The organism is Aliivibrio fischeri, from assembly GCA_038993745.2.
Lineage (GTDB): Bacteria > Pseudomonadota > Gammaproteobacteria > Enterobacterales > Vibrionaceae > Aliivibrio > Aliivibrio fischeri_B.
Map to the genome: position 1 here is coordinate 601,750 of CP160629.1, position 15,633 is coordinate 617,382.

8 protein-coding genes, 2 rRNA genes and 1 pseudogene are annotated in these 15,633 nt (G+C 41.3%); 7 read left to right on the forward strand and 4 right to left on the reverse strand.

Features of this window, described 5'->3' with window-relative positions; all coding sequences use genetic code 11:
- The first annotated feature begins 93 nt into the window (after positions 1–93).
- Positions 94–2,028: a transglycosylase SLT domain-containing protein gene (locus AAFX60_002980; GenBank protein ID XDF78168.1), complete on the forward strand. Its 1,935-nt coding sequence runs from the start codon at positions 94–96 to the stop codon at positions 2,026–2,028.
- Positions 2,029–2,123: 95 nt separating this feature from the next.
- Entirely contained in the window at positions 2,124–2,450 is a 327-nt protein-coding gene (gene trpR, locus AAFX60_002985; GenBank protein XDF78169.1) for a trp operon repressor, read from the forward strand.
- Here the strand turns inward: trpR and yjjX are convergent.
- The 4 genes from yjjX to bamD all read right to left on the reverse strand — a co-directional run bounded on the left by yjjX (position 2,419) and on the right by bamD (position 5,766).
- Positions 2,419–2,931 (reverse strand): inosine/xanthosine triphosphatase, encoded by a 513-nt coding sequence (gene yjjX / locus AAFX60_002990; GenBank protein ID XDF78170.1) that lies wholly within the window; start codon positions 2,929–2,931, stop codon positions 2,419–2,421. The two genes, trpR and yjjX, sit on opposite strands and share 32 nt — an antisense overlap.
- A 22-nt stretch (positions 2,932–2,953) precedes the next feature.
- Entirely contained in the window at positions 2,954–4,132 is a 1,179-nt protein-coding gene (gene pheA / locus AAFX60_002995) for a prephenate dehydratase (protein XDF78171.1), read from the reverse strand.
- A 115-nt stretch (positions 4,133–4,247) separates the two neighbouring features.
- Positions 4,248–4,601, reverse strand: a complete 354-nt coding sequence (gene raiA, locus AAFX60_003000; protein ID XDF78172.1) for a ribosome-associated translation inhibitor RaiA — start codon at positions 4,599–4,601, stop codon at positions 4,248–4,250.
- 439 nt (positions 4,602–5,040) lie between these two features.
- Positions 5,041–5,766 (reverse strand): outer membrane protein assembly factor BamD, encoded by a 726-nt coding sequence (bamD, locus tag AAFX60_003005; protein ID XDF78173.1) that lies wholly within the window; start codon positions 5,764–5,766, stop codon positions 5,041–5,043.
- Between the two features lie 161 nt (positions 5,767–5,927).
- Here bamD and rluD point away from each other — a divergent pair, with 161 nt between their 5' ends.
- The 5 genes and pseudogenes from rluD (at position 5,928) to AAFX60_003030 (ending at position 15,613) form a co-directional block, all read left to right on the forward strand.
- Positions 5,928–6,902: a 23S rRNA pseudouridine(1911/1915/1917) synthase RluD gene (gene rluD, locus AAFX60_003010; protein XDF78174.1), complete on the forward strand. Its 975-nt coding sequence runs from the start codon at positions 5,928–5,930 to the stop codon at positions 6,900–6,902.
- 2 nt (positions 6,903–6,904) lie between these two features.
- A pseudogene (pgeF, locus tag AAFX60_003015) lies at positions 6,905–7,638 on the forward strand (peptidoglycan editing factor PgeF).
- Between the two features lie 105 nt (positions 7,639–7,743).
- Positions 7,744–10,329, forward strand: a complete 2,586-nt coding sequence (gene clpB, locus AAFX60_003020; protein ID XDF78175.1) for an ATP-dependent chaperone ClpB — start codon at positions 7,744–7,746, stop codon at positions 10,327–10,329.
- A gap of 486 nt (positions 10,330–10,815) precedes the next feature.
- Positions 10,816–12,366, forward strand: a 16S ribosomal RNA gene (locus tag AAFX60_003025).
- A 359-nt stretch (positions 12,367–12,725) separates the two neighbouring features.
- Positions 12,726–15,613 (forward strand): 23S ribosomal RNA (locus AAFX60_003030).
- The 16S and 23S rRNA genes sit together here, the layout of an rRNA operon.
- The last annotated feature ends 20 nt before the right edge of the window (positions 15,614–15,633 follow it).

A 15,633-nucleotide genomic window follows, 5' to 3' on the forward strand; every position in this document is an offset into this window, starting at 1 on the left:
TAAACTAAGGTAAGAATTCGGTAGATGTATAAGTGAGTCTCAGATCACTACGCCGCAGTCAAAGGTTGGAAAGTTTAGGTGTTAAAGAAATCAATGAAATATACACAATATAAGTTAGGGATGATGACGGCATTGTGCATAGGTATGAATGTACAAGTTGTTGATGCGTCACCTGTTGATACATGGCGAGCACAATACCAAGAAGCAAAAACGCTACTTAATGAAAAAAAATACGATGAATATAAAAAAGTAAGGGCTGAACTTGATGGTTATTCATTAGCACCTTATTTGGATTACCGTGAATTAAGAATGGATTTAAGCTCTAAAACGCCTGATGATATTCGGTTGTTCAAACATAATCATCAGTCATTACCTATTGGTAACTCTCTTTCATACCAATACTTAGTCATTCTTGGTTTAAACGAGCGTTGGGCTGAGTTTATTGATTATTTCCCCAACGAACCAAGCAGCAAAAACCTACAGTGTTATTACTATCAAGCAAAAAATAAACTGGGTGATAAGACGACAGCTTGGAAAGGTGCGGAGCAATTATGGCTAACAGGTAGCTCTGTTACTTATGAATGTGATGATTTATTTCAAGATTGGGCTGAAGCTGGGAAACTCAGTGATGATTTAATTATTGAACGTATGCTTTTAGTTTATAAAGCTCGTAATAATAATTTGTTTTCTTATTTAGAAAAAATGTTGAAAACAGATGCCGCAAAAGAAAAAGCACAGCATATTGTCACTTTGTTTAATGATCCTGATTTGTTAGAAAGTTTTTCAAAGAGTAATAAAAAAACAGAGTTTTCTAAGCAATTAACGCTTATTTCTATGGAAAGAGAAGCTCGTAAAAACCCTAAAAAAGCGATAGAAATATTGCCTGAAATTGCTAAAAAGCAGCAGTTTACTCAAGACGAGTTGGTTCAGGTTAAACGACGCATTGTTAGTAGCATTATGTCAACTGAGTCAGCAGAACTTGCACAATGGAGAGATAAAGAGCTAGCTGCTAACCCTGAAGATTCATTTATTGAGCGCCGAATTCGTGTTGCTATTCGTGCAGCTGATTGGGATGACGTAAGCAACTGGATTGGGTATTTAACACCAACAGCTAAAAATTCATTACGTTGGCAGTTCTGGACGGCACAGATTGAAAGTAAAGAAGGTGAGCAAGATAAAGCTGATGCTCGTTTAAAAAAATTACTTGGTCAGCGTAATTTTTATAGTGTTGCTGCGGCAAATATTTTAGGTGAACCTATTCAATATCCAATGAATACCGCTCCTAGAAATATTAAGCCGATTAAAGATAAATACAGTGTAGAGCTTGCACGTATTAAAGAATTAATTGCGATTGATGAGATCCCTACAGCCAAAAGTGAGTGGGAATATTTGCTAAACCGAGCATCAAAAACTGAAGTGAAAGAATTAGCAAGTTATGCTGCTCAGCATCGTTGGCATCACTTTACTGTTCTGGCGACCATCAAAGGAAGAATGTGGGGATATTTGAGCTTACGTTTCCCTATAGCACATCAGTGGTGGTTTAATCATTACAGTAAGGAACTTGGTTTAGATAAAGTGACGTTAATGTCGTTATCTCGACAAGAAAGTGCACTGTATGCAGAAGCTCAATCACCGGTAGGTGCTCGTGGTTTGATGCAAATTATGCCAGCAACAGCGAAATATACCGCGAAGAAGATTGATTACGATAAATATGAAGGTGTTGATAGTTTGAATGATGTTGATGTGAATATTCACATTGGTTCAAATTACCTTAAGGGTTTATTAGATGATTATGATGGAAACCGTATTTTTGCTCTTGCAGGTTATAATGCCGGCCCTCATCGTGTTAAGCGTTGGAGAGCGGTTTCTGATGAAAAGCTAGATGCTTATGCTTTTATTGAAGCTATTCCATTCAAGGAAACTAGAGGGTATGTACAAAACATTTTAATGTTTGAAACTTACTATCGTAGTTTATTGGGTGAAAAAGGTGCTTTTTTATCCGAGAAAGAGCTGAATTTAAAGTATTGATAAGTTTGAATTCTAATAGCAATTGGTATTAAGCTTAAATAAATATAAAGTAGGGGACTTAATTGTCCCCTTTTTTACAATTGTATGAGGATACTATGTCAGGTTCAGCAAAATATTCCGACTGGTCTCAAGTGATGACATTAATTGCAAATGCAGCAGAACAAGGAAATCATCAACCATTATTAACGATGTTGATGACGCCTGATGAACGTGAAGCACTGGTTGCTCGCGTAAATATTTTTCATGAGCTGTTACAGGGTGAATTGAGCCAGAGACAAATTAGTCAGCTATTAGGGGTGGGCGTTGCCACAATCACTCGAGGTTCAAATGAATTAAAAAGCCATACTGATGAAGAGAAAGTATGGCTTATGGATTTATTAGAAAAGAGTACTAAAAGCGAGTTGGATGTAGAAAAGGAATAAGAGCAAGAATAAGCGCTTGTTGATATACCGATGTTCTTGTTAGTAGGTTATTGGTTAGTAAGCCAATAGCCCCTCCTTTCTGTTTAATGTTGTCGGTGTTAAATTGTTCATCCATGACATCGCCTAGCTCTTTACCTTTTTTCACCTCATCAATAACTTGTGGTGGGAGAGGTAAACTCGAAGAGCGTGACTCTCCTACTGTTAAACCATTATCAATAATCATCCAAGCAAAAGTAGAATTACCTTCAATTCCAGCTTCTAACCCAACATAATAATCACAGTTAGGTAGCTTGATCTTTGCGTTATTAACACGGTTCATTGCTCCTTGTTTTGTTTCTTCACAACTCATTGGTTGATCTGGAACACCGCTCTTTACTGATACCCCTTCAAATGAAAAAGTATCATTAGGAAACGCAAGATTAAATGCTGATTCAACAGCGGCAATCTTCGCTGGGTTTTGAGAAGCAATGATAACTTTCATGTTTACCTTTTATTCGATGTAATCAATTTGATAATGGAATAGCTGTTGGTTCTACATTTTCAATTGGATAGCAACCAAGCACTTTTAGATAGCGAGTTATAGCTGTTAATTCTTCGATAGCAGAAGTCATAGCATCTGATTTTAGATGCGCTTCTAGATCAACATAGAACATTTCTTCCCAAGGATTTCCCATAATAGGACGAGATTCTAGCTTGCTCATATTGATGCCGTATTTTTGTAATACCAATAGAGATTCAACCAATGAACCAGCATCTTGAGCTGTGGACATTATTAATGTTGTTTTAGCTGGAATTTGCTCTGATACATCCACAGGCTTTCTTGCAACAACGATAAAACGTGTTTGGTTTTCTGTTTGATTCGAAATATTAGTGATTAGGGATTGCAGTCCATATAGCTTTCCACTATCAGAGTTACCAATTGCTGCCACTTCAGGTGAGTTTAATTCTTTTACAGTGATCATCGCATCAGCAGTGCTTGCACAAGAAATTAGCTCAACATTATTGAGTCGATTTAAAAATTCGCTACATTGTTCATGTGGCTGTGGGTGTGAATACAAGGTTTTAATTGATTCAAGAGAGGTTTCAGTCGTTGTTAATAAACAATGATCAATTTTTTGAGTTAATTCCCCAACAATGTATAGGCTAGTGTGTTGGAGTAAATCATAAACTTGGTTAATCGAACCTGAGCTTGTATTTTCAATTGGCAATACGCCGTAATCAGCATGACCTGACTCAACGGTTTTAATGACTTCTTTAAAGTTTTCACAGCCTAACTCAGCTAATTCAATATTCTTTTTGCTGAAATAACGACGGCTTGCTAGATTTGAATATGAGCCTTTTGAGCCAAGGTAAGCCACTCTTGCTACGGGTTTTCTACTTAAGTCAGGGTTTGCTAGATTTTGGAAGTATTCTTGCTGAAGTAAAACTGAATCTTCAATAATGGTATGAAATAACTGTGTAATGTAATAAGCATCAAGATCGAAGTCTTTACCGTTCTCAATGAGTTTAACAAGTAATTGTTGCTCTCGTTTAGGATCTCGAACAGGTTTCGCAGTTTTTACTTTACTTTTAGCAACATCAAGACTGAGTTTACGACGTTCTGAAAAGAGCTTTAATAATTCATTATCAAGTTCATTAAGGCGTAAACGAATATCATCAAGGGAGTAGTGAGTGTCAGTCATGAAATGCAAACCTAGTAAATTAAGAGTTAATTCACAATAAGGAATTGGTTAGTTTGCGTCAAGAAAAAACAGCGCTCAAATGAGCGCTGTTCTTAAGAATCTTTAGAGTTGAATATTATTCCTCTTCAAGTTCAACTTCTGGTTCTTCAACTCCAGGAGCTTGAGCATGAGTCGCTCGACGTGCTTCTCCTTTATGTTGTAGTTTGTCTAGTTGGCGTTCTAGTTTTTGATACATCTCTCTAATTGCACCAAATAGATCTTCTTGCTCTGCAGAGGCTACGACTTTGCCACCTGCGATAGTTGCGTACGCTTCTACCTTGTGTTTACCATTTGCGCGTTTTGTAACGCTAGCGTGACGTCCAATAATGTCTAGGTTTCTTTTTGCTTCTAGTTTTTTAAACTTCCCTTCAATACGTTCACGGATGCCTGGAGTGATGTCGATGTTGTTGCCAGTGATTTCTACTTTCATATGATTTTCCTCTCGCTTGCCCCGTTTGGCATGTACTCAGATTACGTATCCAGAGTTAAAAATAAAGTGATCAAGATCACTTTTTTGATGTGTTGTAGCGAGAAGGTGAATGAATGTGATCTTAGGCAAGGCCTTAAGTATTTTATTTAAAAAATACTTGATGAATTGTACAAAGTAGGTAGATTGAAAGGGTTGGTTACTAGAAATTATTGTTTTTAGGGATGTCGTTCAACCTGTTGTTTTGGTTGATTAAATTTTAAACTTATCAATAGTGTGACCTATATACGAATTATAACTAACATTTCCAGACATAAAAAAGCAGTGCTCGATTCTCGGCACTGCTTTTTTGTTTTTATAATGAATATTATATCAATTGTAGTAAATAACGGCTTATCCTAGCTTGTTTAAATGCTTGCTCACTTATTTACTGCGATTGATATTATTGTGGATTCAATGCAATAAGTTCTTCGGTTCGCTTAATTGCATCTTCCAGTTTTAATTCTTTGTAAGCTGAAAGCATAATCGTTAATGATTTTCTTGCGGCTTCCGTATCTGGATAAGTACGTTGTAACTCTTGGCAACGATTAATGGCAGAAATCCAAGCTTCTCGTCGTAAATAAAAGTCAGCTGTTGCTAATTCATAATCCGCTAAGCGATTTTTAAGTGCGTACATACGAGTTTGTGCATCTTCAGCATAAAGACTATTAGGGTATCTTTCTAATAATCGTTTAAAATCTTTAAAAGCTGAGCGAGCAGGCTCTGGATCTCGATCTGAACGATCTACTCTAAATAAATCATGCATGAAACTTCTATCTTGAGCCATATGCGTTAATCCACGCATGTAAAGCACCCAGTCAGCTTTCGGATGGGTTGGATTTAAACGAGTAAATCTCTCGATAGTTGCAAGACCTAACGCAAGATCATCATTTTTATAATAAACATAAATAAGGTCTAGCTGAACTTGTTCAGAATAAGCGCCAAAAGGGTATCGAGAATCTAAAGCTTCAAGACGCTCAATTGCGCTCGTCCAATTACCTGCTTGTAAAGATACTTGAGCTTGAGCGTATAATTCTGATGGTGGAATATCTGGAATTACATCATCACTACTTGAGCAACCAACCAGTAAAGATACAGCTAATAATGAAGAAATGGTTAAGCGTTTCATGCTTGAAAATGATCCTTGACTAAAAAAACTGAAGTTATCCATTACGAAATGCGCCGTTAACAGATACAATGGTACATAGTTTATTTCACTTACAGTGTTGATGATACCAAATATGACCTATTAGTTTGGTATTAGTACCACTATTTTAAAAAAAGTTCGATATGGCACAACAAATAGAGTTAACAAGTACAGTAAAAGAAAGTCAACTAGGGCAGCGTTTAGATCAAGCTGCTGCTGAGTTGTTTTCTGATTTTTCTCGTTCACGCATCAAAGAGTGGTTGCTTGCTGGCAACATGACAGTCAATGGTGAAGTGGTTACAAAAGCACGCCTTAAAGTTATGGGTGGTGAAGAGATCACGGTTAAAGCTGAATTAGAAGATGAAGAGCGTTGGTTAGCTCAAGATATTCCTCTTGATATTGTTTATGAAGATGATGATCTACTCGTTATCAATAAACCACGTGACTTCGTTGTTCACCCAGGAGCGGGTACACCTGATGGTACAGTGTTAAATGCATTGTTATTCCATTATCCAAATATTGCAGAAGTACCTCGTGCAGGTATCGTTCACCGTTTGGATAAAGACACTACTGGATTAATGGTTGTTGCGAAAACTGTACCGGCTCAAACACGTTTAGTTCGTGCGCTTCAAAAGCGTAAGATTACTCGTGAGTATGAAGCCGTTGTTGTCGGTCGTATGACTGCGGGTGGTATGATTGAGAAACCAATTGGCCGCCACCCAAACAAACGTACTCTAATGGCAGTTCATGAATTAGGTAAAGATGCTGTGACACATTACCGTGTTGCTGAACATTTCCGTATTCATACTCGTATCCGTTTACGTCTTGAAACCGGTCGTACTCACCAAATTCGTGTACATATGTCATATTTGCAGCATCCACTTGTTGGTGATACTGCTTATGGTGGCCGTGCTCGCATTCCAAAAGGTGCGTCTCAAGAGTTAATTGACATGATTCGTGGTTTTGATCGTCAAGCTCTGCATGCTGCTATGCTGCGTTTTGAACATCCAATCACAGGGGAAACAATGGAGTTCCATGCTCCAATTCCTGATGACATGATTGCTTTATCTCAAGCGTTACGTGATGATGAACGTTTAATGCATGAGGAAGAGTATTAATAATGTCATTGATTTCACCAAAATGGTCAGCGCCTAAATCAGTTAAAGTATTCAGTACAACTCGTATTGGAGGAGTATCAAGTTCCCCATTTGATAGCTTTAACCTTGGAGACCATGTTGGTGATGATCATAAAGATGTTGTGCTCAATCGTGAAAAACTGATTACGTTGGGGCAGTTACCTACTGCACCAACGTGGTTAAATCAGATTCACTCAACAAGAGTTGTTCATTTACCGAATCAAGATTTTTTTGAAACCCACCGTCTGCTGACGCTGTATATACAAACCAAGCAAAACAAGTTTGTTGTGTTATGACTGCAGATTGCCTTCCGGTTGTAATATGCAATAAAGAAGGTACAGAGGTTGCTGCCGCACATGCAGGTTGGAGAGGTCTACTTGATGGAGTATTAGAAAATACTGTTGAGCAATTTGCCTCCCATGATCTTATTGCCTGGTGTGGACCTGCTATTGGTGAAAAAGCGTTTGAAGTAGGTAATGAAGTAAAAGAACTATTTTGCGAAAAAGATCCGCAAGCGATTAATGCATTTATTCCAAGTTCTAATGAAGGAAAATGGTTAGCTAATTTAGCTATGTTAGCCACACAACGTTTAAATAGTGTTGGTATAAATGACGTGCATTATTCAAACCTTTGTACTTATCAAAATACAGATACGTTTTTCTCATATAGAAAAGAAGGAATTACAGGAAGACAAGCCACTCTTATTTGGTTTGAATAACTCATATTTCTACCCCTTTATCCTTTCCTTAAGTATTGAACTTTCTGACCTTAGCCCCCATTTAGAAACTATATAGTTACTAGCTTTCTTCTTTTGGAGGGTGTTATGCGTTTAGATCGATTCACTAGTAAATTTCAAATGGCCATCTCTGATGCTCAATCATTAGCATTAGGTCAAGATCATCAATATATCGAACCAACCCACTTAATGGTTGCACTGTTAAATCAGGATGGAAGTACGATAAGGCCTTTACTTACTCTTCTAAATGTAGACGTAACACAATTACGTTCAAAACTAACTGAAATATTAGATAAGACACCAAAGGTAACGGGTATCGGTGGTGATGTTCAACTTTCATCTAATATGGGTGTTATTTTTAATCTTTGCGATAAAGTCGCTCAGAAACGCAAAGACGCTTATATCTCTTCTGAAATATTCATGCTTGCCGCAATCGAAGATAAAGGGCCTTTGGGTAATTTACTTCGAGAATTAGGATTAACTGAACCTAAAATATCTAAGTCAATCGATGAGATCCGTGGTGGCGAAAAAGTAAATGATCAAAATGCTGAAGAAAAGCGTCAAGCATTAGAAAAGTTTACTGTTGATTTAACTGAGCGAGCAGAGCAAGGAAAATTAGATCCTGTAATTGGTCGTGATGATGAAATACGAAGAACAATTCAGGTATTGCAACGTCGAACTAAAAATAATCCAGTTATCATAGGTCAACCTGGTGTCGGCAAGACAGCTATTGTTGAAGGGTTGGCGCAACGTATCATAAATGGTGAAGTACCTGAAGGTTTAAAAAATAAACGAGTACTTTCTTTAGATATTGGTGCATTGGTCGCTGGTGCTAAATTCCGAGGCGAATTTGAAGAGCGCTTAAAAGCGGTTTTAAATGAGCTAGCGAAAGAAGAAGGTAGTGTCATCCTCTTTATTGATGAAGTACATACAATGGTAGGTGCTGGCAAAGGTGAAGGCTCTATGGATGCTGGCAACATGCTTAAACCTGCACTCGCACGTGGTGAACTGCATTGTGTCGGAGCAACAACTCTTGATGAATATCGTCAGTATATTGAAAAAGATCCTGCATTAGAGCGTCGTTTTCAAAAAGTACTTGTTGACGAACCAACAGTTGAAGATACCGTTGCAATTTTGCGTGGTTTAAAAGAACGCTATGAAATTCATCATCATGTTGAAATTACCGATCCTGCGATCGTAGCTGCAGCAAGCTTGTCACATCGTTATATATCGGATCGTCAATTACCGGATAAAGCGATAGATTTAATTGACGAAGCAGCATCAAGCATTCGTATGGAAATTGATTCAAAACCAGAATCATTAGATAAGCTTGACCGTAAGATAATTCAATTAAAGATAGAACAACAAGCATTAGTAAAAGAAAGCGATGATGCGAGTTTAAAGCGTCTTGACTCTTTAAATCTTGAGTTAATGCAAAAAGAACGTGAATACGCAGAGCTTGAAGAAGTTTGGAAAGCTGAAAAAGCGGCTTTATCTGGCACTCAGCATATAAAAACAGAATTAGAAACCGCTCGAAGTAATATGGAAATTGCACGTCGTGCAGGTGATCTAAATAGAATGTCAGAGCTGCAATATGGACGTATCCCTGAATTAGAGAAACAACTGGACCTTGCAGCTCAAGCTGAAATGCAAGAAATGAGCTTATTAAAAAATAAAGTGACGGATGCTGAGATAGCGGAAGTGCTTTCACGTCAGACGGGCATTCCTGTAAATAAAATGCTTGAAGGTGAAAGAGATAAGCTATTAAAGATGGAAGAGGTATTACATCACCGAGTAATAGGCCAGGCTGAAGCTGTCGAAGCTGTCTCAAATGCAATTCGTCGTAGTCGTGCCGGTCTATCAGATCCAAATAGACCAATTGGTTCATTCTTGTTTTTAGGCCCAACAGGGGTTGGTAAAACGGAATTATGTAAATCACTCGCTAACTTTATGTTTGATAGTGAAGATGCGATGGTACGTATCGACATGTCTGAGTTTATGGAGAAACATTCCGTTGCTCGTTTAGTAGGTGCACCTCCTGGCTATGTTGGTTATGAAGAGGGTGGATACTTAACAGAAGCAGTAAGACGCAAACCTTATTCAGTTTTATTATTAGATGAAGTAGAGAAAGCACATCCAGATGTATTTAATATTCTACTTCAAGTTCTTGATGATGGGCGCTTAACTGATGGTCAGGGAAGAACGGTTGATTTTAAAAATACCGTTATCATTATGACATCGAACTTAGGTTCAGAAAAAATTCAGCAACATTTTGGTGAGTTGAATTATGCTGGCATAAAAGAAGTCGTAATGGATGTTGTGAGTCAACATTTTAGACCAGAGTTTTTAAACCGTGTTGATGAAACCGTAGTATTCCATCCATTGGCACAAGAACACATTAAGAATATCGCTTCTATTCAATTACAACGCTTAGAAAAACGTTTGAATGAAAAAGATTACCAATTGCAAGTAACAGACGAAGCGTTAAACTTAATTGCTGAGGCAGGTTTTGATCCTGTTTATGGAGCAAGACCATTAAAACGAGCAATTCAGACATATATAGAGAACCCACTTGCTCAGGATATATTGAGTGGAAAGCTAAGGGTTGGAGAAGTAATTAAGTTGAAAGTTAAAAATGAACAGCTAATTGCGACTCAAAATGACGACTTTTGATGTAAAAATAAACGCTTTGAATTAAAAGTAAGCAAACAAACTCATTTTTCATATTTTTCTAGAAAAAGAGTTGCATAGATTCAAAGACTCTCTATAATGCCGCCTCACTGACACGGAGAACGAAGTTTATTAAAACTTAGCATCCAGTTGGTTTGGCGGTTAGAAATTTAGTTTCAAATAAGTGCTTGACACTGAAACTTAAATCGATAGAATAGCCGTCCTCTTCACTGAAAAGCAAAGCTTTGAAAGTAGAAGAAAAGCTCTTTAACAATTAGAAACCTATTAATCTGTGTGGGCACTTGTGAATTGATAATCACTATTTGCGAAAGCAAACTGTTTGTTTTCATTTTTTAAAATGAAAGTAAATGGAATCAATGAGCTGAGTGACTACACAAAATTACTTTTATGTAACAATCAGTATTAATCATTGAGTCGGTTTTGTTTCTGCTTCTCTTTATAGAAAAGACAGAGCAACCAAAAAAACTTTAATTGAAGAGTTTGATCATGGCTCAGATTGAACGCTGGCGGCAGGCCTAACACATGCAAGTCGAGCGGAAACGACTTAACTGAACCTTAGGGGAACGTTAAGGGCGTCGAGCGGCGGACGGGTGAGTAATGCCTGGGAATATGCCTTAGTGTGGGGGATAACTATTGGAAACGATAGCTAATACCGCATAATGTCTTCGGACCAAAGAGGGGGACCTTCGGGCCTCTCGCGCTAAGATTAGCCCAGGTGAGATTAGCTAGTTGGTGAGGTAAGAGCTCACCAAGGCGACGATCTCTAGCTGGTCTGAGAGGATGATCAGCCACACTGGAACTGAGACACGGTCCAGACTCCTACGGGAGGCAGCAGTGGGGAATATTGCACAATGGGCGAAAGCCTGATGCAGCCATGCCGCGTGTATGAAGAAGGCCTTCGGGTTGTAAAGTACTTTCAGTAGGGAGGAAGGTTCATGCGTTAATAGCGTATGGATTTGACGTTACCTACAGAAGAAGCACCGGCTAACTCCGTGCCAGCAGCCGCGGTAATACGGAGGGTGCGAGCGTTAATCGGAATTACTGGGCGTAAAGCGCATGCAGGTGGTTCATTAAGTCAGATGTGAAAGCCCGGGGCTCAACCTCGGAACCGCATTTGAAACTGGTGAACTAGAGTGCTGTAGAGGGGGTAGAATTTCAGGTGTAGCGGTGAAATGCGTAGAGATCTGAAGGAATACCAGTGGCGAAGGCGGCCCCCTGGACAGACACTGACACTCAGATGCGAAAGCGTGGGGAGCAAACAGGATTAGATACCCTGGTAGTCCACGCCGTAAACGATGTCTACTTGGAGGTTGTGGCCTTGAGCCGTGGCTTTCGGAGCTAACGCGTTAAGTAGACCGCCTGGGGAGTACGGTCGCAAGATTAAAACTCAAATGAATTGACGGGGGCCCGCACAAGCGGTGGAGCATGTGGTTTAATTCGATGCAACGCGAAGAACCTTACCTACTCTTGACATCCAGAGAATTCGCTAGAGATAGCTTAGTGCCTTCGGGAGCTCTGAGACAGGTGCTGCATGGCTGTCGTCAGCTCGTGTTGTGAAATGTTGGGTTAAGTCCCGCAACGAGCGCAACCCTTATCCTTGTTTGCCAGCACGTAATGGTGGGAACTCCAGGGAGACTGCCGGTGATAAACCGGAGGAAGGTGGGGACGACGTCAAGTCATCATGGCCCTTACGAGTAGGGCTACACACGTGCTACAATGGCGCATACAGAGGGCTGCAAGCTAGCGATAGTGAGCGAATCCCAAAAAGTGCGTCGTAGTCCGGATTGGAGTCTGCAACTCGACTCCATGAAGTCGGAATCGCTAGTAATCGTAGATCAGAATGCTACGGTGAATACGTTCCCGGCCTTGTACACACCGCCCGTCACACCATGGGAGTGGGCTGCAAAAGAAGTGGGTAGTTTAACCTTCGGGAGGACGCTCACCACTTTGTGGTTCATGACTGGGGTGAAGTCGTAACAAGGTAGCCCTAGGGGAACCTGGGGCTGGATCACCTCCTTAAACGATAGATTGCGATTTATGAGTGTTCACACAGATTAATTAGGTTTTGAAAGTTGAAGTTGTAGAGCTTTAATTAATAATTCCGATTATTGATTAAAGCTTTTTGCTTTAAGCTCTTTAACAATTTGGAAAGCTGACTGATTTAAATAACTTACGAGTTATCTAAATCAAAATTTAAAAGTTCTTAATATCCTTTGTTTTACTTTGTAAAACGAAGAACAACACATTCAAGTGTTCTTGTATTTTGAATCCGGCGAAAAACCAGAACTCGCAATGACGAGTTCAACCTTGGTTGCTGTTTTGTCTTCACTTTTAAAAGTGAAAGCAAATGGTCCATACGAAACCTCTTGGGGTTGTATGGTTAAGTGACTAAGCGTACACGGTGGATGCCTTGGCAGTCAGAGGCGATGAAAGACGTATTAACTTGCGATAAGCCCAGATTAGGTAGTAAAAACCATTTGAGTCTGGGATTTCTGAATGGGGAAACCCACGTGCATAAGCACGTATCGCTACGTGAATACATAGCGTAGCGAGGCGAACCGGGAGAACTGAAACATCTAAGTACCCCGAGGAAGAGAAATCAACCGAGATCCCGAAAGTAGCGGCGAGCGAAATTGGGTTAGCCCTTAAGCTTTTAATGAGACAGGTGAAGGCTCTGGAAAGTGCCGCGATACAGGGTGATAGCCCCGTAACCGACATCTCATCATCAGTGAAAACGAGTAAGGCGGGACACGTGATATCCTGTCTGAATATGGGGGGACCATCCTCCAAGGCTAAATACTACTGACTGACCGATAGTGAACCAGTACCGTGAGGGAAAGGCGAAAAGAACCCCTGTGAGGGGAGTGAAATAGAACCTGAAACCGTGTACGTACAAGCAGTAGGAGCACCTTCGTGGTGTGACTGCGTACCTTTTGTATAATGGGTCAGCGACTTATATTCAGTGGCAAGGTTAACCGTTTAGGGGAGCCGTAGGGAAACCGAGTCTTAACTGGGCGTTCAGTCTCTGGATATAGACCCGAAACCAGGTGATCTAGCCATGGGCAGGTTGAAGATTGAGTAACATCAATTGGAGGACCGAACCGACTAATGTTGAAAAATTAGCGGATGACTTGTGGCTAGGGGTGAAAGGCCAATCAAACCTGGAGATAGCTGGTTCTCCCCGAAATCTATTTAGGTAGAGCCTCGGACGAATACTACTGGGGTAGAGCACTGTTAAGGCTAGGGGTCATCCCGACTTACCAACCCTTTGCAAACTCCGAATACCAGTAAGTACTATCCGGGAGACACACGGCGGGTGCTAACGTCCGTCGTGGAGAGGGAAACAACCCAGACCGCCAGCTAAGGTCCCAAAGTTATAGTTAAGTGGGAAACGATGTGGGAAGGCTCAGACAGCCAGGATGTTGGCTTAGAAGCAGCCATCATTTAAAGAAAGCGTAATAGCTCACTGGTCGAGTCGGCCTGCGCGGAAGATGTAACGGGGCTAAACTATACACCGAAGCTGCGGCAATACAGTTTACTGTATTGGGTAGGGGAGCGTTCTGTAAGCGGTTGAAGGTGCGTTGTAAAGCGTGCTGGACGTATCAGAAGTGCGAATGCTGACATGAGTAACGATAAAGCGGGTGAAAAACCCGCTCGCCGGAAGACCAAGGGTTCCTGTCCAACGTTAATCGGGGCAGGGTAAGTCGACCCCTAAGGCGAGGCCGAAAGGCGTAGTCGATGGGAAACGGGTTAATATTCCCGTACTTCTTACAATTGCGATGGGGGACGGAGAAGGCTAGGTGGGCTTGGCGACGGTCGTCCAAGTTCAAGTATGTAGGCTGTATTCTTAGGCAAATCCGGGAATACACTAGGCTGAGATACGATGTCGAGCTACTACGGTAGTGAAGCCATTGATGCCATGCTTCCAGGAAAAGCCTCTAAGCTTCAGATTGTAAGGAATCGTACCCCAAACCGACACAGGTGGTCGAGTAGAGAATACTAAGGCGCTTGAGAGAACTCGGGTGAAGGAACTAGGCAAAATGGTACCGTAACTTCGGGAGAAGGTACGCTCCTAGCGGTGATGAGACTTGCTCTCTAAGCTGCCGGGAGTCGCAGATACCAGGTGGCTGCAACTGTTTATTAAAAACATAGCACTGTGCTAAATCGTAAGATGACGTATACGGTGTGACGCCTGCCCGGTGCTTGAAGGTTAATTGATGGGGTTAGACTTCGGTCGAAGCTCTTGATCGAAGCCCAAGTAAACGGCGGCCGTAACTATAACGGTCCTAAGGTAGCGAAATTCCTTGTCGGGTAAGTTCCGACCTGCACGAATGGCGTAATGATGGCCACGCTGTCTCCACCCGAGACTCAGTGAAATTGAAATCGCTGTGAAGATGCAGTGTACCCGCGGCTAGACGGAAAGACCCCGTGAACCTTTACTACAGCTTGGCACTGAACATTGACCCTACATGTGTAGGATAGGTGGGAGCCTTTGAAGCACGTACGCCAGTATGTGTGGAGGCAATCTTGAAATACCACCCTTGTATGCTTGATGTTCTAACGTTGGTCCCTTATCGGGATTGCGGACAGTGCCTGGTGGGTAGTTTGACTGGGGCGGTCTCCTCCCAAAGAGTAACGGAGGAGCACGAAGGTGGGCTAATCACGGTTGGACATCGTGAGGTTAGTGCAATGGCATAAGCCCGCTTGACTGCGAGAATGACAATTCGAGCAGGTGCGAAAGCAGGTCATAGTGATCCGGTGGTTCTGAATGGAAGGGCCATCGCTCAACGGATAAAAGGTACTCCGGGGATAACAGGCTGATACCGCCCAAGAGTTCATATCGACGGCGGTGTTTGGCACCTCGATGTCGGCTCATCACATCCTGGGGCTGAAGTCGGTCCCAAGGGTATGGCTGTTCGCCATTTAAAGTGGTACGCGAGCTGGGTTTAGAACGTCGTGAGACAGTTCGGTCCCTATCTGCCGTGGGCGTTGGATGATTGAAGGGGGCTGCTCCTAGTACGAGAGGACCGGAGTGGACGAACCTCTGGTGTTCGGGTTGTCACGCCAGTGGCATTGCCCGGTAGCTAAGTTCGGAATCGATAAACGCTGAAAGCATCTAAGCGTGAAGCGAGCCCTGAGATGAGTCATCCCTGATACTTTAAGTATCCTAAAGGGTTGTTGGAGACTACGACGTAGATAGGTCAGGTGTGTAAGTGCTGTGAGGCATTGAGCTAACTGATACTAATTGCCCGTGAGGCTTAACCATACAACACCCAAGGGGTTTTG